The sequence below is a fragment of the Ralstonia sp. VS2407 genome (assembly GCF_052950655.1).
Map to the genome: position 1 here is coordinate 660867 of NZ_JBRFVG010000001.1, position 20806 is coordinate 681672.

Here is a 20806-nt window from a genome sequence, read left to right on the forward strand (position 1 = left end):
GGAAGCTCGTGGACGGGCAAATCTGAGATACCGCGCCCGACGCCAACCGGAGATCGGAAAGATCAGGCCGGCTGAACGATCAGGCTGCCGCTGCGGCCGGCAACTTCGCCCCATGTGACGGGCTGCACGGGCAGGGTACTGCGATCGAGCGTCGCGTAGTAATCGCCCATCGACCCTAGCCGATGGCCTTGGGCGCGCCAGCCTCGCAGCAACTCGCGGAAGATCGGGGCGAGTTTCTGCCCTTCAAGTTCTGCATGCAAGGTAAATACCTGGTCGCGGTCGGACTCCGTCATCTTCAGGATATGCCGGGCGACGTTATCGAGAGTGATGTCTTCCACGCCGATCAGTTCGTCCAGCGTGGGCAGCGTCGTCGGCAATTGCACGTGGTTCAGCGCTTTGCCATCAATGCTCGGGATGTACGGATGCGTGCCCCGGCCGTCGGAGGCGTAGGCCATGCCCCAGTTGTCGATCTGGCGGAACGCGTGGTCGTTCATTTGCCAGCCGGCCGCGCCGTGCGTCACGGGTGGCTGGCCGAACACCTGGATGAAACGTGCGTGCGCGGCGGTCATCTGGCGGGCCGTCCAGCCGGCATCGCGCTGGCGGACATTGTCTTGCCAGAGCACGTGGTCCCACGTGTGGATGCCGGTCTCGAAACCTGCCTCGGCGATGGCGCGCATTTCGGCAGCGGCTTTGCGGCCGATGTCGGGGCCTGGCAGCAACACGCCGTACATCAGCGTGCGAAGGCCGTAATGCTCGACGACTGACGTGCGGGAAACCTTTTTGAGGAAGCCGGGGCGAAAGGCCCGACGCAGCGCCCAGCCGGTGTGATCGGGGCCGAGGCTGAAGAGGAAGGTCGCGCCAGCCTCGTGCTCGCGCAACATACGCGCGAGATTGGGCACGCCTTCGCGGGTACCGCGCAGGGTGTCGACGTCGATCTTGAGGACGATGAGAGCCATGAACCTGCGCGGAAGGTGCGACTGAGATGCAGCTTTTACTTGTTGCCGTTGCCGTCTTCGACCAAGCTGCGGGCTTCAGCCACGTGCGTGCGATACGCTTCGAAGATGTTCGCCAGCGCGTCCTTCATCACCGTGGTCGGCTTCCAGCCGAGGTCTTCCATGGTGTTGGCGATCTTCGGTACGCGGTTCTGCACGTCCTGGTAGCCGGTGCCGTAGTAGGCGCCGGAGGTCGTTTCCACCAGTTGGACCTGCTTGGCAGTGTCTTTGTACTCGTCGATCTGGGCGGCCTGTTCCAACATCATGTTGGCCAGTTCACGCACCGAGTAGTTGTTCGACGGGTTACCGATGTTGTAGATCTTGCCCGAGGCCACGCCGTCCTTGTTGGCAATGATGCGTACCAGCGCGTCGATGCCGTCATCGATATACGTGAAGGCGCGCTTCTGGCTGCCGCCGTCGACGAGCTTGATGTTCTCGCCGCGCACGATATGGCCGAGGAACTGCGTCACAACGCGCGACGAACCTTCCTTCGGGGTGTAGATCGAGTCGAGGCCCGGGCCGATCCAGTTGAACGGACGGAACAGCGTGAAGTTCAGGCCTTCCATGCCGTAACCCCAGATCACGCGGTCCATCAACTGCTTCGAGCATGCGTAGATCCAGCGCGGCTTGTTGATCGGGCCGTAGATCAGCGGCGAGGCTTCCGGATCGAATTCCGAATCGCTGCACATGCCGTAGACCTCGGAGGTCGACGGGAAGACCAGGTGCTTGCCGTACTTGGCAGCCGAGCGAACGATCGGCAGGTTGGCTTCAAAGTCCAGCTCGAACACACGCAGCGGGTCTTTGACGTAGGTCGACGGCGTGGCAATGGCCACCAGCGGCAGGATCACGTCGCACTTCTTCACGTGATACTCGACCCACTCCTTGTTGATGGTGATGTCACCCTCGAAGAAGTGCATGCGCGGGTGGTTGACCAGGTCGCCCAGACGCTCGGTCTGCATGTCCATGCCATAGACCTCCCAATCGGTGGTCTCCAGGATGCGCTTGGACAGGTGGTGGCCGATGAAGCCGTTGACGCCGAGGATCAGTACTTTTTTCATGAAGGCAAACTCAAGATCAGGAGAGGGCGAGCTGGCTGGCGAGCTGCTGCGCGGTCACGACAGATGTTCCGCTGGCAGCTTGGGGCTCGACGCGCCAGAGCTCGTGAATGGCGATGGCTCCCCCATCGCCGCACACGCCGAACATCGCATTATCCACGACGTGCAAGCCCGGCGGCAAATTCGTAAAGGTTTGGTGCGCCAGACGGGCCCGCGCGACAACGTAGCGTTCGCTGCCCGCGTCCGTAAAAGCACCGGGGTAGGGCGGCGCCACTGCACGGATCAGGTTATAGACCTGCTGGGCCGGTTTGGACCAGTCGATGCGGCCGTCTTCGGGTTTGCGGCCGCCGAAATAGCTACCGTTGGCCAGCACGTTCGGGTGCTGCGGAATGTGCCCGGCAATCATCGCGGGAAGCGCACGCCACAGGGTTTGCTCTGCCGCAACAGTGGCCTTTTCGAACACTTCGTGCGAGGTGTCGTCCGGCAGGATCGGCACGATGGTCTGGTCGACGATGTAACCGGCATCCGGCTTTTCGACCATTTCGTGCAGGGTGGCGCCGGTTTCGGTCTCGCCGTGCAGCACCGCCCAGTTGATGGGCACGCGGCCGCGGTACTTGGGGAGCAGCGAACCGTGCATGTTGAACGCGCCGAATTTGGCGAGGCTCAACAGGCGCATCGGGATCATGTGCCGGTAATAGAACGAAAAGATGAAGTCCGGAGCGATGGCGGCGATCCGGGCGTGCAGATCTTCGCCGTTTGCGTTGTCCGGCGTGATGTACGGGATACCCAGTTCCTGTGCGGTGGCGCGCACGCTGCCGAACCAGATGTTCTCGGCGGCGTTGTCCTCGTGCGTGACAACGAGTTCAACCTGAATGCCACGCGCTGCCAGCACGCGCAGGCAGCGTACGCCGACGTTGTGATACGCGAAAACGACGGCTCGCCGCTTGAGCTGCGAACTCATGCAACACCCCGCTGCGAGCCAGTCTTCATATCGGCGGCGCCGGCTTCATGCAGGTGGGGCGTTTCTTCCAGCACACCCTGCACCAGATAGCGCGGGCGCTCGCGCACCTGTTGATAGATGCGGCCGATGTATTCGCCCAGCAAGCCGATGCCGAACAACAGCACGCCCATCAGGAAGAACGTGATGGCGAACAGCGTGAACACGCCCTGGACTTCCGCGCCCAGGATGAAGCGCCGCACCACCAGCAGGATGAACAAAACCGCCGACGCCAGCGACAGCAGCATCCCGATCGCCGAGAACCATTGCAGCGGCACCACCGAGAAGCCCGTCACCAGGTCGAAGTTCAAGCGCACGAGCTTGTACAGCGAGTACTTCGACTCGCCGGCGAAGCGCTCTTCGTGGTCGACTTCGATTTCGGTCGGGTTCTTGCTGAACGTGTAGGCCAGTGCCGGGATGAAGGTGTTGACTTCGCGGCAGCGGTTGATGGTATCAACGATGGTCCGGCTGTAGGCCCGCAGCATGCAGCCTTGGTCGGTCATCTTGATGTGCGTGATGCGTTCGCGCAGCGAATTCATGGCACGCGACGCGGTGCGGCGGAACCAGCTGTCCTGGCGCACGCGCCGGATGGTGCCGACGTAGTCGTAGCCTTCGTCGAGCTTTTCGACCAAGCGGCCGATTTCTTCCGGCGGGTTCTGCAGGTCGGCATCGAGCGTGACGACGCGTTCGCCACGCGCATGTTCGAAGCCGGCCAGGATGGCCATGTGCTGGCCGTAGTTGCCGTTGAACAGCACGACGCGCGTGCTGTCTGGGCGCGCCCGGAATTGCTCGGCCAGCATGGCGGCGGAGCGGTCGCGGCTGCCGTCATTGACGAACACGACTTCATACGAAATGCCGAGCGCGTCGAGTGCGGGATACAGGCGCGCAAACAGCGCGGCGAGCCCGTCTTCTTCGTTGTAAACCGGAATGACGACCGAGAGAGCGGGTGTCTTCATTATTGGATTATTGGTACTGGGCGCAAAGTTGGCGGACCGCGCTGACCACGCGATCCACATCGGAATCTTCCATGCCGGCAAACATCGGCAGCGTAACGATGGCACGGCCAATGCGTTCGGCCACCGGAAACATGCCCGGCTTCCAGCCGAGTTCGCGATAGAGCTTGAACAGGTGGATGGGTGGGTAGTGCACGCCCGCGCCAATGCCTAGCGCCTTCAGGCCAGCCATGAACCCAGCGCGATCGACCTTCAGGCGATCCAGCGGCAGCACGATCTGGAACATGTGCCAGTTGGTGTGCGTGAAGTCCTCTACCGGCAGTTCAACGCCGAACGACTCGATGTCTGCGGCGCGCATGCCGGCAAAGTAACGGCGGGCCAGGGCAGCGCGGCGTGCAGTCACGGCTTCAAGCTGAGCGAACTGGCCCAGGCCAATCGCGGCATTCACGTCGGTCAGGTTGAACTTGCCGCCCACCAAGTCGACTTCCATGCCGTCGAAGCCGGTGCGCACGACGCCTTGCAGGCGATATTTCTCGGCCAGCACGGCTTCTTCTGGCGTATTGAGCACCAGCGCGCCGCCTTCGATGGTGGTGATGTTCTTGTTTGCCTGAAAGCTGAAGCTGACGAGGTCGCCGATCTCGCCGATGCGCTTGTCGCCCCAGCGCGAACCAATGGCCTGTGCGGCGTCTTCCACTACGCGCAGCTTGTGGCGGCGGGCGATGTCGTACAGACGGTCCATGTCGACGGGCAGCCCCGACAGATAGACCGGAATGATGGCCTTGGTGCGCGGCGTGATGGCGGCCTCGACCCTGTCTAGGTCGATGTTGCGCGTCACGGGGTCGATGTCGACGAAGACCGGCTTGGCGCCGACCGTCAGGACCACGTTGGATGTGGCGACCCACGAGATCGGCGTGGTGATCACCTCATCGCCGGGGCCGATGCCGGCAATGCGCAGCGCGACTTCCATCGTGGCCGTGCCGTTGGCGAATGTGCGGACGATGCGGCCACCGAAGTACTCCGACAGCGCGGCTTCGAATGCGGCAACCTTGGGGCCCGAGGTGATCCAGCCCGAGCGCAGCACGTCGGCCACGGCGGCGATGGTCGCCTCGTCAATGGTCGGGCGTACGAAGGGCAGAAACGGCAATTCGGCAGTGGCGGTGGTTTGCGTCATGACTTGAATGAAGTTGGGTGCTGGGCGCGGGCACATCGGCTCACGAGCGGGCCAGCACAAGTACGCCGACGAGGATGATGGCGATGCCGATCAGGCGCTGTACAGACAGCACTTCGCCAAACAGATACCACGCCAGGAAGGCGTTAACCACGTAGCCCAGGGAGAGCATCGGATACGCGATGGTCACATCCACGCGCGACAGGCCGAGAATCCACACCACCACCGAGATGACGTAGCACGACAGCCCGCCAATGATGGGCCACTGCGTTGCAAGCTTGATGCCGATCGGCAGAATGTTGTCGGCCGAAAACGCAAAGCGGCCGATGTTGTTGACGCCCGCCTTGAGTAGCAACTGAGCGCAGGCATTGAGCATGACGCCCGTCAGGATCAGCCCGAAAGTGACCAGATTCATGTGTTCTTTTGATGTTTTGCAGACTGCGGCGGTTTCCCCGTGCGGATGTTCTCAATCCCGCCGCCGGGGCGCATGTTACGACAATTCCGCTTGCACGCCCCTTTCGGCAATCCGTAGCGGTGAAACCTAGTTGCGCCGGACGATCACACGGCGGGCATCGCGGGCGATCACGATCATCGGTACGCCCTCGGCTGCCAGCCGGTCATAGGTGCCCGGACCCATCATGGCAACGGCCTGACCGCCGGCTTTCCAGCGCGCCACGAAGGCTTCGGTGGTCGGTACCCACTTGGCCGGCTCCTGTTTGACGCCAAATGCCAGTTCATCGGGCTCCTGCACCATGATGGTGGGCCGGCCGAGGTAAAACGGCATTGTATGGTCCAGGCGCTCCACCGCATAGAACGGCACGTCGGGCTTGAGCCACGGCCTGACCGCGGCCACGAGATCGATACCCGACATGGAGCGCCCGAAGGCTTCGTGACCCAGCGTGGCCGCTGTAAACGTCAGGAACCACGCGCAAGCAAACGCGGCCACGCTTTCGAAGCGCCTGCCTGCCAAGCGAAGTGCCAGCCACGTGAAGCCTGCTCCAGCCGCGAACGCCACGGCCAGGAACATCGCAAATCGAGAAAACACGGCGTTCGGGTACATGTCCGACGACATGGTTGCCACGTAACCGCTGGCCGCGAGACCGACCACCGCCAGCGCCAGGAAGGCCTTGAGCTGCCAGCGCCATGCGCGCTCGCTGGTGTGCTCCAGCACCAGGGCTGCCAGAATCGCCAGCGCGGGGATGATCGGGAAGATATAGCCCGGCAGCTTCGAATCCGAAATGCTGAAAAACGCGAAGATGAGGATGGCCCACAGGCCTAGCATGAGCGTGGGGCGGAAACCATTCCTGGCGGTTTCACCACGTGCAAGGGTCAGGTGTGCGGCACCGGGCAATTGAGCAAGCCACGGCAGGAAGCCGGCCACCAGCAATGGCACGAAGTACCAAAGCGGCGCATTTCGGTTATGCACGGTCGACGTGAAACGCTGGAAATGCTCGTGCACGAAGAAAAACCACGCGAATTCCGGGTTGCGTATGGAGATCAGGACGAACCACGGCGCGCCGACGGCAAAGAAGATGATCAGCCCGCTCACCAGATGCAATCGTTTCCACAGGGCCCAGTCGCGCGCGACCAACGTGTAGACCACCAGCACAAAACCCGGCAGTACCACGCCGATGAGGCCCTTGCTCAGCACTGCCAGCGCCATGGATGCCCAGCAGGCCCACATCCAGCGGCGTTGTTGAGCGCGTGTGGCATCCGGATGCTGCGCGATCAGTAGCGCACCCAACGCCATCGTCATGCAGCCGGCCACGCCCATGTCGAGCGAATTGAAGTGCGAGCCTACGTTCCACAGAGGCGCGCTCACGAGCACCAGCCCGCTGATGACGGCCGTCCGTTTGCCCCACCAACGCGCCGCCGCCAGCATCGTGAAAACAATGCCGACGATGCCGGAGAACGCCGTGAACAGCCGCGCCTGCCAGTCGCCGATGCCGAAGAGTGTGTAGGCGAGTGCGGTGCCCCACATCTGCAGTGGCGGCTTCTCAAAATATTTCAGGGCGTTGTACCGGATGGTCACCCAGTCACCGGAGACGAACATCTCGCGCGCGATTTCAGCGTAGCGGCCTTCGTCGGTGGGGATCAGGTGCCGGTAGCCCAGCGTGCCGAGCCAGACGGCCAGGAACGCAGCAGCCAGGAGCCAAAGGGAGGCGTCGCGCCAGGGCAGGGTGGGCGCTTGAGCGGTGCGGTCGATCGGCATGCGGTCAGGCGCGCTCGATCAGTAGGGCGGCGGCCACTTTACGGCCTTCCAGCATCAGGATGTTGTACGTGCGGCCGGCGGCCTGCAGGTCCATGGCGTCCACGCCGATGCGCTTTTCGGTAAGCGGCACCGTCAGCCGCGGGTGCGGGAAGCGCAGCTTGTTGCCCGTCCCGAAGATCACCACTTCGGCCCCCAGGTCAAGCACGCGCGCGAAATGCTCGGGCGTCAGATCCTCAAAGCGCGACACATCCCACGGCACCACGGCGCCCTCGGGCATCACCAGCACGGAGTGCTCGTAGCGCACCTTGTTGATTTCGATATAGCCGTCGCCATAGCCGGTAACGGTATTGAGAATGGTCGACGAATCGGATGAATGGAGCTTCAAGGCGGGAATCCCATCGGGCGCCATGGCGGCGGCGCATGGTGCGGCACGCTGGCTAGGGCGCTAGGTTTCAGACTGCGGGCAGGTTTCGCTGCGTTGCAAAAATGCCCGCCTAAGTCTGTCATAATGGGCTAAATTATATCTTTTTCTCTCCTTCGCCCGCCGCGCCACAAGCGATGTCCGGCAAGGAATAGCGTAGCGGCGCCTGCCGCTGTGTGGCGTTACCGTCGCCGCTTTGCTGCGCCACAGAATGCCCCGTAGTTCCAGCCCGTTCAACGTCGCCCATCGCCGCCTTGCCCGTGAAAACGATCCAGAAATCCGCCAAGCTCAACAACGTCTGCTATGACATTCGCGGCCCCGTGCTCGAGAAGGCCAAGCAGATGGAAGAAGAGGGCCACAAGATCATCAAGCTGAATATCGGCAACCTGGCCGTGTTTGGTTTCGATGCGCCTGAAGAGATCCAGCAGGACATGATCCGCAACCTGCCGAATTCGGCGGCGTATTCGGATTCCAAGGGCATCTTCGCGGCGCGCAAGGCGGTGATGCACTACACGCAAGAGCAGGGCATCAAGAACGTCACGCTGGAAGACATCTATCTGGGCAATGGCGCGTCGGAGCTGATTTCGCTGGCCACCAACGCGCTGCTTGACGCTGGCGACGAGCTGCTGCTGCCGGCGCCCGACTACCCGTTGTGGACCGCCGTGACCAGCCTCTCGGGCGGCACGCCGGTGCACTACATCTGCGACGAAGCCAATGGCTGGATGCCAGACCTGGACGACATCCGCGCCAAGATCACGCCCAATACCAAGGGCATCGTCGTCATCAACCCGAACAACCCGACCGGCGCGCTGTATTCGGACGAACTGCTGCTGGGCATTGTTGCCATTGCGCGCGAACACGGCCTGGTGATCTTCGCCGATGAGGTGTACGACAAGGTTCTGTTCGACGACAACAAGCACACCGCGATCGGCTCGCTGTCGGAAGACGTGCTGACCGTGACGTTCAACAGCCTGTCGAAGAGCTACCGTTCGTGCGGTTACCGCGCGGGCTGGATGGTCGTATCCGGCGACAAGCGCCCGGCCAAGGACTACATCGAAGGCCTGAACATGCTGTCTTCGATGCGCCTGTGCGCCAACGTGCCGGGGCAGTGGGCCATTCAAACCGCGCTGGGCGGCTATCAAAGCATTAAAGACCTGGTGGCGCCGGGCGGCCGCATGCGTCGCCAGCGCGACCTGGCGCATGAGTTGATCACAGCGATCCCCGGCGTGACCTGCGTCAAGCCCAAGGCTGCGCTCTATATGTTCCCGCGCCTGGACCCGGCGGTGTATCCCATCGAAGACGACCAGACCTTCATCCGCCAGCTGCTGGAAGAGGAGCGTGTGCTGCTGGTGCAGGGCACAGGCTTCAACTGGCACTCGCCGGACCATTTCCGCATCGTCTTCCTGCCCCACGAAGACGATCTTCGCGAAGCGATTGGCCGAATTTCGCGCTTCCTGGAGCGGTACCGTCAGCGTCACGGTACTGGCATCCGGGCCGCATAAACTCGGTCTTCCGCCAGATCAGTAACTGCGGGGCAGACCGAAGTGTCTGCCCTGTGTGTTTTTTGCTTCTCCGCTTTTTCGTTTCTTTACGACACGTCTCATGAATCCCATCAAGATCGGCCTGCTCGGGCTCGGTACCGTCGGTGGCGGTACCCTCAAGGTTCTGCAACGGAACCAGGAAGAAATCCGCCGTCGCGCGGGTCGCGGCATTGAAGTCGCCATGATTGCCGTGCGCAATGTCGACCGCGCCCGCGCCATCGTGCAGGAAGCCGGTGCGACCGTGCCGGTGGTGAACGACCCGTTTGCGGTTGTGGATTCGCCCGAGATCGACATCGTCGTGGAGCTGATTGGCGGTTACGACCTGACGCGCGAGCTGGTGCTGCGCGCCATCGCCAATGGCAAGCACGTGGTCACCGCCAACAAGGCGCTGCTGGCGGTGCATGGCAACGAGATCTTCAAGGCCGCGCAGGACAAGGGTGTGATGGTGGCGTTCGAGGCGGCCGTGGCTGGCGGTATCCCCATCATCAAGGCGCTGCGCGAGGGCCTGACGGCCAACCGCATCGAGTGGATCGCCGGCATCATCAACGGCACCACGAACTTCATCCTGACCGAGATGCGCGACAAGGGCCTGGACTTCGATACCGTGCTCAAGGAAGCCCAGCGCCTGGGCTACGCCGAAGCCGATCCGACCTTCGACATCGAAGGCTTTGACGCCGCGCACAAGCTCACGCTCATGAGCGCCATCGCCTTTGGCGTGCCAGTGCAGTTCGAGCGCGCCTACGTGGAAGGCATCACGAAGCTGGAAGCCGTCGACATCCGCTACGCAGAAGAACTTGGCTACCGCATCAAGCTGCTGGGCATCACGCGCCGTGTCGAAGCGGGCATTGAGCTGCGCGTGCATCCGACGCTCGTGCCGGCCAAGCGCCTGATCGCCAACGTCGAAGGCGCAATGAATGCCGTGGTCGTCAACGGCGATGCGGTGGGCCCGACGCTGTACTACGGCAAGGGCGCGGGCGCCGAGCCGACCGCTTCGGCCGTCGTGGCCGATCTGGTGGACGTGACGCGCCTGCACACGGCCGATCCGGAACACCGCGTGCCGCATCTGGCATTCCAGCCCGATGCGCTGTCCGATACGCCCGTGCTGCCGATCGACGAAGTGCGTTCGAGCTACTACCTGCGCATGCGCGTGGCCGATGAAACGGGCGTGCTGGCCGACATCACGCGCATCCTGGCCGAAGGCGGTATTTCGATCGACGCCATGCTGCAGAAGGAATCGCGCGAAGGCGAGCCGCAGACCGACATCATCATGCTGTCGCACGTGACGGTGGAAAAGCGCGTGAACGCCGCCATCGCCGCCATCGAAGCGCTGCCGACCGTGCTGTCGAAGGTCACGCGCATCCGCATGGAAGAACTGAACTAAGCGCAGGACATGAGCATGCAATACCGATCGACCCGCGGCCACGCAGAGCCGCAAAGTTTCTCCCGCATCCTGCTGGGCGGCCTGGCGCCGGACGGCGGCCTGTACCTGCCCGAGCAGTACCCACAAGTCAGCGTTGAAGAGCTGACCCGCTGGCGCGACCTGCCTTACGCCGACCTCGCGTTCGAAATCCTGCGCAAGTTCGCCACCGACATTCCCGAAGACGACCTGCGCGCACTGACGCGCCGCACCTACACGCCCGAGGTCTACTGCAACGCGCGCGCCGGCGACAACACTGTCGACATCACCCCGCTGCACAAGCTGGGCGAGGAGGGCGGCACGTCGCTGTCGCTGCTGTGCCTGTCGAACGGCCCGACGCTGGCCTTCAAGGACATGGCGATGCAGTTGCTGGGCAACCTGTTCGAATACGCGCTCGACCGTGAACACGCCGAGCTGAACATCCTGGGCGCCACCTCCGGCGACACGGGCAGCGCCGCCGAATATGCCATGCGCGGCAAGCGTGGCGTGCGTGTGTTCATGCTGAGCCCGCACCGCAAGATGAGCGCGTTCCAGACCGCGCAGATGTTCAGCCTGCAAGACAAGAACATCTTCAACATCGCCATCGAAGGCGTGTTCGACGACGCGCAGGACATCGTCAAGGCGGTGTCGAACGATCTCGACTACAAGGCCCGCCAGAAGATCGGTACGGTCAATTCGATCAACTGGGCGCGTGTCGTCGCTCAGGTCGTCTACTATTTCAAGGGCTACCTGCTGGCGGCCCCGAAGATCGGCGACAAGGTGTCGTTCTGCGTGCCGTCGGGCAATTTCGGCAACGTCTGCGCCGGCCACATCGCGCGCATGATGGGTTTGCCGATCGACAAGCTGGTCGTGGCCACCAACGAGAACGATGTGCTGGACGAGTTCTTCCGCACCGGCACATACCGCGTGCGGTCGGCCGCGCAGACGTACCACACGTCCAGCCCCAGCATGGACATCAGCAAGGCGTCGAACTTCGAGCGCTTCGTGTTCGACCTGCTGGACCGTGATCCGGCGCGCCTCGCCCAGCTCTTCCGGGACGTGGACGAAAAGGGCGGCTTCTCGATGACGGGCAAGCCGGAGTTCGACCGTATCGCCGAGTTCGGCTTTGTCTCGGGCCGCAGCTCGCACGCAGACCGCGTCGATACCATCCGCGATGTCTTTGCCACCTACGGCACGATGATCGACACCCACACCGCCGACGGCGTGAAGGTGGCGCGCGAGAACCTGACCCCGGGCGTGCCGATGGTGGTGCTGGAAACGGCGTTGCCGGCCAAGTTCGGTGACACCATTCGCGAAGCGCTGGACCGCGAGCCGGAGCGTCCGGCTGGCTACGCTGACATCGAATCGCTGCCGCAGCGCTTCGAGGTCATGCCGGCAGACGCTGACCGCATCAAGGGCTACATCGCCCAGCACACCGGCCTTTGAACCTGCCCATGGTCCTACTGCGCGCCCCGATCTTGGCGCTGCGATGCTCGCCGTACCCATGTACGGCTGTGCTTCTCGCGCCAACCTCGGGCCGCTCGCTACGGACCATGAACAGCTTCCAAAAAGATGAAGATCCTGCCGGATGACGTCGCCGGGGCAACCTTCGAGCGCTGCCTGCACGACATCCGCGCCTGCCGCGAGTGCAAGGGCGCATTGGCGCACGAGCCGCGCCCGGTGGTCGTGGCGGACCGCCGCGCCCGTGTCCTGATCATCGGGCAGGCACCAGGTCGCATCGTCCACGAGACCGGCATCCCCTGGAACGACCGCTCGGGCGACCGCCTGCGCCAGTGGCTGCAAATCCCGTACGACGATTTCTACGCCGACCGGCGCATCGCCGTGGTGCCGATGGGTTTCTGCTTCCCAGGCACCGGCGCGAACGGCGATTTTCCGCCCCGCCCGGAATGCGCGCCCAAATGGCACCGGCCGCTGCTCACGGCGATGCCCGATGTGCGGCTCGCGCTGCTGGTGGGCACCTATGCCCAGCGCAACTACCTCGACGTGCCGCGCGACTGGTCGCTGACCGACGTGGTGCGCAACGGGCCCGTGCAGGACGCCGACGGCCGCATGCTGTTTCCCCTGCCGCATCCAAGCCCGCGCAATCTGGCCTGGTTCAAACACAATCCGTGGTTTGACGCGCACATCGTGCCGGCACTGCGTGCCGCGCTGGCCGACGCATTCGCTTGATACGCCTGGGCTGATGCATGGCATCGGTCTGGAACCGATACAATCGAAATCTCCCTTTCGATTCCGCTTTCCCATTCCCGCATGTCCGCCAACGATGCTCCCGCCGTCAAACCGTCCTTGCTGACGCTCGATGCGGCGCTGTCGCAACTGCTTGCCGCAGTGCGCGCTTTGCACGAGACCGAAACCGTGTCGACGTTGCACGCCAACGGGCGCGTCCTCGCCGAGGCCGTCCGCAGCAGCTTGAACGTGCCGCCCGCCGACAACACGCAGATGGACGGATACGCCGTGCGCGCCGCCGACATCACCGCGCCGGGCACGCGCCTGAAAGTGGCGCAGCGCATTCCCGCCGGCCATGTCGGCCAGCCGCTGAATGCGGGCGAGGCGGCGCGCATCTTTACCGGCGCGCTGATCCCGCCGGGCGCCGATGCCGTCGTCATGCAGGAGCAATGCAAGGCTGATGCGGACACGGGCACCGTCACCATCGACCACGTGCCGGAATCCGGCGAGTGGATCCGTCGCGCAGGCGAGGACATCGCCGACGGCGCCGAGATCCTGCCGCGCGGCACGCGCCTCGGCCCGCAGCAACTGGGCTTGGCAGCTTCGGTCGGCTGCGCCAATCTGCACGTCGTGCGTCGTCCGCGCGTGGCCGTGTTCTTTACCGGCGACGAACTGGCCATGCCCGGCGAGCCGCTCAAGCCCGGCGCCATCTACAACTCCAACCGCTTCACGCTGCGCGCGCTGCTGGAAAACCTGGGTTGCGACATTACCGATTTCGGCATCGTGCCCGACACGCTGCAAGCCACGCGCGACACGCTGCGCGAAGCGGCCGAGGAACACGACCTCATCATCACCTCCGGCGGCGTGTCGGTGGGCGAGGAAGACCACATCAAGCCGGCGGTGGAAGCCGAAGGGCGCCTGAACCTCTGGCAGATCGCCATCAAGCCGGGCAAGCCCCTGGCCTTTGGCGAGGTGCGCCGGCCCGAAGGCATGGTGGGCGGCCCGACCGCCTTCTTCATTGGCCTGCCGGGTAATCCGGTGTCGAGCTTCGTCACCTTCCTGCTGTTTGTGCGGCCGTTCGTCCTGCGCCTGCAGGGCGTGGCCGACGTGACACCGAAACGCATCCCGATGCGCGCCGACTTTGCGCTGCCCAAGGGCGATCGCCGCAACGAGTTCCTGCGTGCGCGCATCAACGCGGGCGGCGGGCTGGACCTGTTCCCGAATCAAAGCTCCGGCGTGCTGACCTCCACGGTGTGGGGCGATGGCCTGATCGACAACCCGCCCAACCAGCCGATCGCGCCGGGCGATGTGGTCAGCTTCCTGCCGTTTGCAGGCCTGGTTTAAGGAGCGATGGACATGCAGATCGAGCTTCGTTTCTTTGCCAGCGTGCGTGAACAACTGGGAACCTCGCAGGAGCAGGTGGTCGTGCCGGAGGCCGTGCGCACCGTGGGCGATGTGCGCCGCTGGCTTGCCCAGCGCGGTCCGGTCTGGGGCGAAACGCTGGCCGAAGGCCGTGCGCTGCGCATGGCGGTGGACCACCAGATCGTGCCGGCCGATACCGCCGTGCACGACGGCTGCGAAGTCGCTTTCTTCCCGCCCGTGACCGGTGGTTGAGCGCAGGAGACCGACCATGTCCGTCCGCGTGCAGGAAGCCGACTTTGACCTCGGCGCCGAGATTGCAGCGCTGCGTGCCGGCCGCCCGAACATTGGTGCGGTGGCCAGCTTCATCGGCACCGTGCGCGACATCAATGACGGCACCGGCGTGTCGGAGATGGAGCTGGAGCACTATCCCGGCATGACCGAAAAGGCGCTCGCCGACATCGTGAGCGCCGCCATGCAGCGCTGGGAGCTGATCGACGCGCTCGTCATCCACCGCGTTGGCAAACTCAAGCCGCAAGACCAGATCGTGCTGGTGGCGGTGGCGTCCAAGCACCGCGGCGAGTCCTTTGCCGCGTGCGAATTCATCATGGATTACCTCAAGAGCGAGGCGCCGTTCTGGAAGAAGGAACAGACGCCCGAAGGCGCGCGCTGGGTCGATGCGCGTGTCACCGACGACAAGGCGCTCGCCCGCTGGGGCATTGCCACCAACAACGCCGCGAAAAGCACGGCTGATCAGCCCGGCGCATCGGCGCAACCGAACGACTACGAATAACAAGGACGCGACCGCATGAGCGGAATGGGCTTTCTGGCAGTTGGGGTGGGTGCTGCGCTGGGAGCCTGGTTGCGCTGGGCGCTCGCCATCTTGTTGAACGCCATCAATCCGGCCTTGCCGTACGGCACGCTGGCAGCCAATCTGGTGGGGGGCTACCTGATCGGCATCGCGGTAGGTTTTTTCGACATGCATGCGGGGCTGCCGCCGGAATGGCGTTTGCTTGTCATCACCGGTTTTCTGGGCGGGCTGACGACGTTCTCCACCTTTTCAAGCGAGGTTGTCGCCAACATCCTGGCCGGCGACCACCTGATGGGCGCGCTGCACATCGTGGCGCATCTGGGCGGCTCGCTGTTCCTCACGATGCTTGGTCTCTGGACGGTGCGCACGTTCAGTTGATCGCAAGATCGGCCCTGCAAATTGAGTTGCGAATGAGAAGTTGGGTTCACATACTGGTAGTGCCTGCGGTGGCTTAGGGACGTCCAGTACGGACGTCCAGTAAGGACGTGCAGTATCGAAGGCCGCCGCGGGTTGCTTTGTGTTGTTCCATCCATAACGAGAAGGAGACGCAATGAAACCAACCCGAACGGCGCGCCTGCGACGGCACGTCTCGCCCAGCAACCTCATCGCTGCCGGTGCCGTGCTGCTGGCCGGTTGCGGCGTACTGAGCGCCTGTGGTGGCGGCAATGACGGCAACAACGTGCCGGGCAATACCAAGCCGGCCTTTGCCGGCAAGGTGACCGTCACGCGGTACGACGGCGTATCGGATGACCTGCTGACCGCCGGCCTGGGTGCAAGCGGCCTGGCTTCGGCCACCGCGCCGACCATCGCCAACCCCACGGCGCCCACGGCAGCCGAGCTGCGCCGCCTGGCGATCTACGCCAATTACCGCGCGCTGGTCGACACGGCGGCCAAGGGCGGCTACGGCACGCTCTACGGCCCGAACGTCGATGCCAGCGGCAACGTCACGCAGGGCTCCGGCATGATCGCCGGCACCGAATACGTGACGTACTCCGACGACGGCACCGGCCAGCAGAACGTGGTGCTGCTCGTGCAGATCCCAGACAGTTTCGACGTCAACAACCCCTGCATCATCACCGCCACCTCGTCGGGTTCGCGCGGCATCTACGGGGCGATTTCCACCGGCGAATGGGGCCTCAAGCGCAAGTGCGCCGTTGCCTACACCGACAAGGGCACCGGCGCCGGCCCGCACGACCTGGCCACCGACACCGTCGCCCTGCAGGACGGCACGCGCACCACGCGCAGCGCAGCCGGGTCCAACGCGCACTTTGCCGCGCCGCTCACCAGCAGCCAGCTCGCCGCCTTCAACACGGCCACGCCGAACCGGCTGGCGTTCAAGCACGCGCATTCACAGCGCAACCCCGAGAAGGATTGGGGCCTGTTCACGCTGCAGGCCGTCCAGTTCGCGTTCTGGGCGATCAACGACAAGGTGTCGGGGACGAGCGGTGCGCTCATCGGCAGCGCGCTGCCGGTGCGTCCGGACAACACTATCGTCATCGCGTCGAGCATCTCCAACGGCGGCGGGGCGGCCATCGCGGCGGCTGAGCAGGACACCGGTGGTTGGATCGATGGCGTTGCTGTTGGCGAGCCGGGCCTGAACCTGCCGCCCAATACCGGTGTGCAAGTGGTGCGCGGCGGCACCACGCTGCCGACGACCGGCAAGCCGCTGTTCGACTACGTGAGCTACGCCAACGTGTTCCGGCTGTGCGCGGCGTCGTCGGCCAGCGTTGCTACCGCACCGGCGCAGGCGTTCTTTGGCAGCCTCACGACGTTCCCGGCGGGCGCCCAGGCCAACCGCTGCGCTGCGCTGAAGGCGGCCGGGCTGCTGACGTCCAGCACGGCGGCTGCCCAGGCTGACGAAGCCCTGCAGAAGATGCACGCCTACGGTTGGGAGCCCGAGTCGGATCTCGTGCATGCGTCGATGTCGTTCTACGAGATCGATCCATCGGTGGCGACCACGTTTGGCAACGCGCTCTCGCGCGCCAGCGTGACCGACAACCTGTGCGGGCTGAGCTTCGCGGCAACCGACGCATCGTTCCATCCGACGGCCGTGAACGCCACGGCGCTCGCGCAGATGGCGGCGGTTGGCAACGGCATTCCGCCCACCTCCGGCGTGCAACTGGTCAACAACAACGCCCAGGGCGGGCCGACGCGCAGCAACCAGTCGGTCGATTCAACCGGCACGCAGGCCGCCAACCTTGATGGCGCGCTGTGCCTGCGCAACCTGCTGACAGGCGCCGATGCCGCTTCGCAATCGTTGCAGACCGGCATCAGCCAGACGCTGCGCACCGGCAACCTGCAAGGCAAGCCGGCGCTGATCGTGCAGGGCCGCAACGACGCGCTGCTGCCGGTCAACCATGGCTCGCGGCCGTACCTGGGGTTGAACGCCAAGGTGGAGGGCGGCTCGAGCAAGCTGTCGTACATCGAGGTGATGAACGCGCAGCATTTCGACGGCTTCATCGACCTCGTGCCCGGCTATGACTCCCTCTTCGTACCGCTGGTGCTCTATGAACAGCGCGCGCTGGACGCCATGTACGCCAACCTGAAGAACGGCACGCCGCTGCCGCCTTCGCAGGTGGTGCGCACCACCCCGCGCGGTGGCACGCCCGGTGCTGCACCGGCCATCAACGCGGCCAACGTGCCGAACTTCACGAGCACACCGGCGGCGGGCGACCGCATCTCGGTGAGCGTGTCGGGCGGCGTGGCGACGGTATCGGTGCCCAACTGATGCGATAGCCGGGACGGTTTTGACGCACTTGGGACGGCGGCGCGGCCGGCAGGCACGCCGCCGTTTGTTCTGGCGCAAATCTGCATCAAAACCCGCGTTTCCACGCTTGAAATGCCACCGAAGCTCCCTATCTTTCGGAGCAGTGAAACATTTTCCGCAAGGGGTTTTTAATGCGTTTGGACAAACTGACCACCCGCTTCCAGGAAGCGCTGGCCGACGCGCAGAGCCTGGCGCTGGGCAACGACAATCCGTACATCGAACCGGTCCACCTGCTGCTGGCCATGCTGCGCCAGCCGGATGGCGCGACCAAGAACCTGCTGGCGCGCGCGGGCGTGAACACGGGGGCGCTGGACACGGCGCTGGACCGCGCCATCAAGCACCTGCCGCAGGTGCAGGGTGGTGAGCAGGTACAGGTCGGCCGTGATCTGGGCAACCTGCTGCAGCAAACCGAGAAGGAAGGCATCAAGCGTGGCGACCAGTTCATCGCCAGCGAGCTGTTCCTGCTGGCCGCCGCTGACGACAAGGGCGAGGCCGGCCGCATTGCGCGCGAGCACGGCCTGTCGCGCAAGCCGCTGGAGGCCGCCATCGACGCCGTGCGCGGCGGCCAGACCGTCGGCAGCGCCGAGGCCGAAAGCCAGCGTGAAGCGCTCAAGAAGTACACCATCGACCTGACCGAGATGGCCCGGATCGGCAAGCTTGACCCCGTCATCGGCCGCGATGATGAAATCCGCCGTGCCATCCAGATCCTGCAGCGCCGCACCAAGAACAACCCGGTGCTGATCGGCGAGCCGGGCGTAGGCAAGACGGCCATCGTCGAAGGCTTGGCGCAGCGCATCATCAACGGCGAAGTGCCTGAGAGCCTGAAGAACAAGCGCGTGCTGGTGCTCGACATGGCAGGCCTGCTGGCCGGTGCCAAGTACCGCGGCGAGTTCGAAGAGCGCCTGAAGGCCGTGCTGAACGACATCGCCAAGGAAGAAGGCCAGACCATCCTCTTCATCGACGAGATCCACACCATGGTGGGCGCGGGCAAGGCCGAAGGCGCGATGGACGCCGGCAACATGCTCAAGCCGGCGCTGGCGCGCGGCGAGCTGCATTGCATCGGCGCGACCACGCTGGATGAGTACCGCAAGTACATCGAGAAGGACGCCGCGCTGGAGCGCCGGTTCCAGAAGGTGCTCGTGGGCGAGCCGAGCGTGGAGGCGACCATCGCCATCCTGCGCGGCCTGCAGGAGAAGTACGAACTGCACCACGGCGTGGAGATCACCGATCCGGCGATCGTGGCCGCGGCTGAACTCAGCCACCGCTACATCACCGACCGCTTCCTGCCGGACAAGGCCATCGACCTGATCGACGAGGCTGCGGCGCGCATCAAGATGGAAATCGACTCGAAGCCCGAGGCGATGGACAAGCTCGACCGCCGCCTGATCCAGCTCAAGATCGAACGCGAGGCGGTGAAGAAGGAAACTGACGAAGCGTCGCAGAAGCGGCTGGAGCTGATCGAGCAGGAGATCGAACGCCTGCAGAAGGAATACGCCGATCTGGACGAGATCTGGAAGGCCGAGAAGGGTGCCGCGCAAGGTGCGGCTACGCTCAAGGAAGAGATCGAGAAGATCAAGCTTGAGATCACCAAGCTGCAGCGCGAAGGCAAGCTCGAGAAAGTGGCCGAACTGCAATACGGCAAGCTGCCCGAGCTGGAAGGCAAGCTGAAGGCCGCCACCGCCGCGGAGTCTGCCGGCCAGAAGCAGCCGAACAAGCTGCTGCGCACGCAGGTGGGCGCCGAAGAGATTGCCGAAGTCGTCAGCCGCGCCACGGGCATCCCCGTGTCGAAGATGATGACCGGCGAGCGCGAGAAGCTGCTGAAGATGGAAGACCGCCTGCACGAGCGCGTGGTCGGCCAGGACGAGGCCGTGCGTCTGGTGTCGGATGCCATCCGCCGCTCACGCGCCGGCATTGCGGACGAGAACAAGCCTTATGGCTCGTTCCTGTTCCTCGGGCCCACGGGCGTCGGCAAGACCGAGCTGTGCAAGGCGCTGGCCGGCTTCCTGTTCGATTCGGAAGAGCACCTCATCCGCATCGACATGAGCGAGTTCATGGAGAAGCATTCTGTGAGCCGCCTGATTGGCGCGCCGCCGGGCTATGTCGGCTACGAGGAAGGCGGCTACCTGACCGAAGCCGTGCGCCGCAAGCCGTACAGCGTGGTGCTGCTCGATGAAGTGGAGAAGGCCCACCCGGACGTCTTCAACGTGCTGCTGCAGGTGCTGGACGATGGTCGCCTGACCGACGGCCAGGGCCGCACGGTCGACTTCAAGAACACGGTGATCGTGATGACGTCGAACCTCGGCTCGCAGCTCATCCAGCAGATGGCGACCGAACCGGCGGACGTGATCAAGGGTGCCGTGTGGCAGGAAGTGAAGACGCATTTCCGCCCCGAGTTCCTGAACCGGATCGACGAAGTGGTGGTGTTCCACGCGCTGGACCAACGCAACATCGAATCGATCGCGCGGATTCAGCTCAAGCGTCTGTCGGCACGTCTGGCGCAGATGGACCTGGCGCTGGAGATCAGCGACGAGGCGGTGGCCAAGCTGGCCTCTGCGGGTTACGACCCGGTGTTCGGGGCACGGCCGTTGAAGCGGGCAATCCAGCAGCAGCTTGAGAATCCGGTGGCCCGGATGATTCTGGAGGGCAAGTTCGCGCCCAAGGATGTGGTGCCGGTGGATTATCGGGATGGGCAGTTCTCGTTTGATCGGGTTGTGCACTGAGGCTGTGTTGTCGTGCGTTAAAAAGCCGCTCCGGAGGGTTCCGGAGCGGCTTTTTTGTTTTTGGCTTTTTGTTTTTGTTGGTGGTGCATCTCTGTTTCACTGAATCGCCCCGACTTTCCTAGACACCCCCGAGCCGTTGGGAATGACGTTGTTCGAACTCTACCGGTGATAGTCCGTTGGCGCTCGAATGGCGCCGTGTTGGGTTGTAGAACATCTCGATGTAGTTG

The 20806-nt window shown here is 64.1% G+C and carries 19 protein-coding genes; 10 read left to right on the forward strand and 9 right to left on the reverse strand.

What is annotated here, in order from left to right:
* Positions 1–62 precede the first annotated feature (62 nt).
* The 8 genes from ACU8YE_RS03130 to ACU8YE_RS03165 all read right to left on the reverse strand — a co-directional run bounded on the left by ACU8YE_RS03130 (position 63) and on the right by ACU8YE_RS03165 (position 7762).
* The gene (locus ACU8YE_RS03130) at positions 63–956 is read right to left on the reverse strand and encodes a 4-deoxy-4-formamido-L-arabinose-phosphoundecaprenol deformylase (RefSeq protein ID WP_446928063.1); all 894 of its coding nucleotides are present in this window, start codon (positions 954–956) and stop codon (positions 63–65) included.
* Positions 957–991: 35 nt separating this feature from the next.
* Entirely contained in the window at positions 992–2050 is a 1059-nt protein-coding gene (locus ACU8YE_RS03135) for a bifunctional UDP-4-keto-pentose/UDP-xylose synthase (RefSeq protein ID WP_102067067.1), read from the reverse strand.
* 16 nt (positions 2051–2066) lie between these two features.
* Complete coding sequence (locus tag ACU8YE_RS03140) at positions 2067–3008, reverse strand: formyltransferase (protein WP_232042642.1); 942 nt, start codon at positions 3006–3008, stop codon at positions 2067–2069.
* Entirely contained in the window at positions 3005–4000 is a 996-nt protein-coding gene (locus tag ACU8YE_RS03145) for a glycosyltransferase (RefSeq protein ID WP_232042643.1), read from the reverse strand. Before ACU8YE_RS03145 ends, ACU8YE_RS03140 begins: the two co-directional genes overlap by 4 nt.
* A 7-nt stretch (positions 4001–4007) precedes the next feature.
* On the reverse strand, positions 4008–5168 hold the full coding sequence (locus ACU8YE_RS03150) for a DegT/DnrJ/EryC1/StrS family aminotransferase (protein ID WP_260802592.1): 1161 nt from the start codon (positions 5166–5168) through the stop codon (positions 4008–4010).
* A 40-nt stretch (positions 5169–5208) separates the two neighbouring features.
* Entirely contained in the window at positions 5209–5580 is a 372-nt protein-coding gene (locus tag ACU8YE_RS03155; RefSeq protein ID WP_004626520.1) for an SMR family transporter, read from the reverse strand.
* 126 nt (positions 5581–5706) lie between these two features.
* Entirely contained in the window at positions 5707–7377 is a 1671-nt protein-coding gene (locus ACU8YE_RS03160; protein ID WP_446928064.1) for a glycosyltransferase family 39 protein, read from the reverse strand.
* Between the two features lie 4 nt (positions 7378–7381).
* Positions 7382–7762 (reverse strand): Mth938-like domain-containing protein, encoded by a 381-nt coding sequence (locus ACU8YE_RS03165; protein ID WP_414560557.1) that lies wholly within the window; start codon positions 7760–7762, stop codon positions 7382–7384.
* 296 nt (positions 7763–8058) lie between these two features.
* Here ACU8YE_RS03165 and ACU8YE_RS03170 point away from each other — a divergent pair, with 296 nt between their 5' ends.
* The 10 genes from ACU8YE_RS03170 to clpB all read left to right on the forward strand — a co-directional run bounded on the left by ACU8YE_RS03170 (position 8059) and on the right by clpB (position 20579).
* Complete coding sequence (locus ACU8YE_RS03170; protein ID WP_045204177.1) at positions 8059–9300, forward strand: pyridoxal phosphate-dependent aminotransferase; 1242 nt, start codon at positions 8059–8061, stop codon at positions 9298–9300.
* Positions 9301–9400: 100 nt separating this feature from the next.
* Entirely contained in the window at positions 9401–10720 is a 1320-nt protein-coding gene (locus ACU8YE_RS03175) for a homoserine dehydrogenase (RefSeq protein WP_316868870.1), read from the forward strand.
* A 15-nt stretch (positions 10721–10735) separates the two neighbouring features.
* Positions 10736–12181, forward strand: coding sequence for a threonine synthase (thrC, locus tag ACU8YE_RS03180; protein ID WP_232042649.1), 1446 nt, complete (start codon positions 10736–10738; stop codon positions 12179–12181).
* Positions 12182–12307: 126 nt separating this feature from the next.
* Positions 12308–12925 (forward strand): uracil-DNA glycosylase family protein, encoded by a 618-nt coding sequence (locus ACU8YE_RS03185; protein ID WP_433867154.1) that lies wholly within the window; start codon positions 12308–12310, stop codon positions 12923–12925.
* A gap of 81 nt (positions 12926–13006) precedes the next feature.
* Positions 13007–14266 carry a molybdopterin molybdotransferase MoeA gene (locus ACU8YE_RS03190; protein WP_446928065.1) on the forward strand — a complete coding sequence of 420 codons (1260 nt, stop codon included), beginning with the start codon at positions 13007–13009 and terminating at the stop codon, positions 14264–14266.
* 12 nt (positions 14267–14278) lie between these two features.
* On the forward strand, positions 14279–14536 hold the full coding sequence (moaD, locus tag ACU8YE_RS03195) for a molybdopterin converting factor subunit 1 (RefSeq protein WP_009238308.1): 258 nt from the start codon (positions 14279–14281) through the stop codon (positions 14534–14536).
* Between the two features lie 16 nt (positions 14537–14552).
* Positions 14553–15074, forward strand: coding sequence for a molybdenum cofactor biosynthesis protein MoaE (locus tag ACU8YE_RS03200; protein ID WP_232042653.1), 522 nt, complete (start codon positions 14553–14555; stop codon positions 15072–15074).
* Positions 15075–15089: 15 nt separating this feature from the next.
* Positions 15090–15470: a fluoride efflux transporter CrcB gene (gene crcB, locus ACU8YE_RS03205; RefSeq protein ID WP_446928066.1), complete on the forward strand. Its 381-nt coding sequence runs from the start codon at positions 15090–15092 to the stop codon at positions 15468–15470.
* Between the two features lie 172 nt (positions 15471–15642).
* The gene (locus tag ACU8YE_RS03210) at positions 15643–17820 is read left to right on the forward strand and encodes a 3-hydroxybutyrate oligomer hydrolase family protein (protein WP_316868880.1); all 2178 of its coding nucleotides are present in this window, start codon (positions 15643–15645) and stop codon (positions 17818–17820) included.
* Positions 17821–17990: 170 nt separating this feature from the next.
* A complete protein-coding gene (clpB, locus tag ACU8YE_RS03215) occupies positions 17991–20579 on the forward strand; it encodes an ATP-dependent chaperone ClpB (RefSeq protein WP_343619030.1) in 2589 nt (862 codons plus the stop codon).
* Between the two features lie 118 nt (positions 20580–20697).
* Here the strand turns inward: clpB and ACU8YE_RS03220 are convergent.
* Positions 20698–20806, reverse strand: a 109-nt coding sequence (locus ACU8YE_RS03220) for an IS3 family transposase (RefSeq protein ID WP_322018241.1), incomplete at its 5' end; no start/stop codon positions are given.

Coding starts and splice junctions, on each gene's coding strand:
- ACU8YE_RS03150 (WP_260802592.1), bottom strand. CDS start 5,168: ATGACGCAAACCACCGCCACTGCCGAATTGCCGTTTCTGCCCTTCGTA.
- ACU8YE_RS03140 (WP_232042642.1), bottom strand. CDS start 3,008: ATGAGTTCGCAGCTCAAGCGGCGAGCCGTCGTTTTCGCGTATCACAAC.
- ACU8YE_RS03175 (WP_316868870.1), top strand. CDS start 9,401: ATGAATCCCATCAAGATCGGCCTGCTCGGGCTCGGTACCGTCGGTGGC.
- ACU8YE_RS03145 (WP_232042643.1), bottom strand. CDS start 4,000: ATGAAGACACCCGCTCTCTCGGTCGTCATTCCGGTTTACAACGAAGAA.
- ACU8YE_RS03185 (WP_433867154.1), top strand. CDS start 12,308: ATGAAGATCCTGCCGGATGACGTCGCCGGGGCAACCTTCGAGCGCTGC.
- clpB (WP_343619030.1), top strand. CDS start 17,991: ATGCGTTTGGACAAACTGACCACCCGCTTCCAGGAAGCGCTGGCCGAC.
- moaD (WP_009238308.1), top strand. CDS start 14,279: ATGCAGATCGAGCTTCGTTTCTTTGCCAGCGTGCGTGAACAACTGGGA.
- ACU8YE_RS03135 (WP_102067067.1), bottom strand. CDS start 2,050: ATGAAAAAAGTACTGATCCTCGGCGTCAACGGCTTCATCGGCCACCAC.
- ACU8YE_RS03160 (WP_446928064.1), bottom strand. CDS start 7,377: ATGCCGATCGACCGCACCGCTCAAGCGCCCACCCTGCCCTGGCGCGAC.
- ACU8YE_RS03130 (WP_446928063.1), bottom strand. CDS start 956: ATGGCTCTCATCGTCCTCAAGATCGACGTCGACACCCTGCGCGGTACC.
- ACU8YE_RS03155 (WP_004626520.1), bottom strand. CDS start 5,580: ATGAATCTGGTCACTTTCGGGCTGATCCTGACGGGCGTCATGCTCAAT.
- crcB (WP_446928066.1), top strand. CDS start 15,090: ATGAGCGGAATGGGCTTTCTGGCAGTTGGGGTGGGTGCTGCGCTGGGA.
- ACU8YE_RS03190 (WP_446928065.1), top strand. CDS start 13,007: ATGTCCGCCAACGATGCTCCCGCCGTCAAACCGTCCTTGCTGACGCTC.
- ACU8YE_RS03200 (WP_232042653.1), top strand. CDS start 14,553: ATGTCCGTCCGCGTGCAGGAAGCCGACTTTGACCTCGGCGCCGAGATT.
- ACU8YE_RS03210 (WP_316868880.1), top strand. CDS start 15,643: ATGAAACCAACCCGAACGGCGCGCCTGCGACGGCACGTCTCGCCCAGC.
- thrC (WP_232042649.1), top strand. CDS start 10,736: ATGCAATACCGATCGACCCGCGGCCACGCAGAGCCGCAAAGTTTCTCC.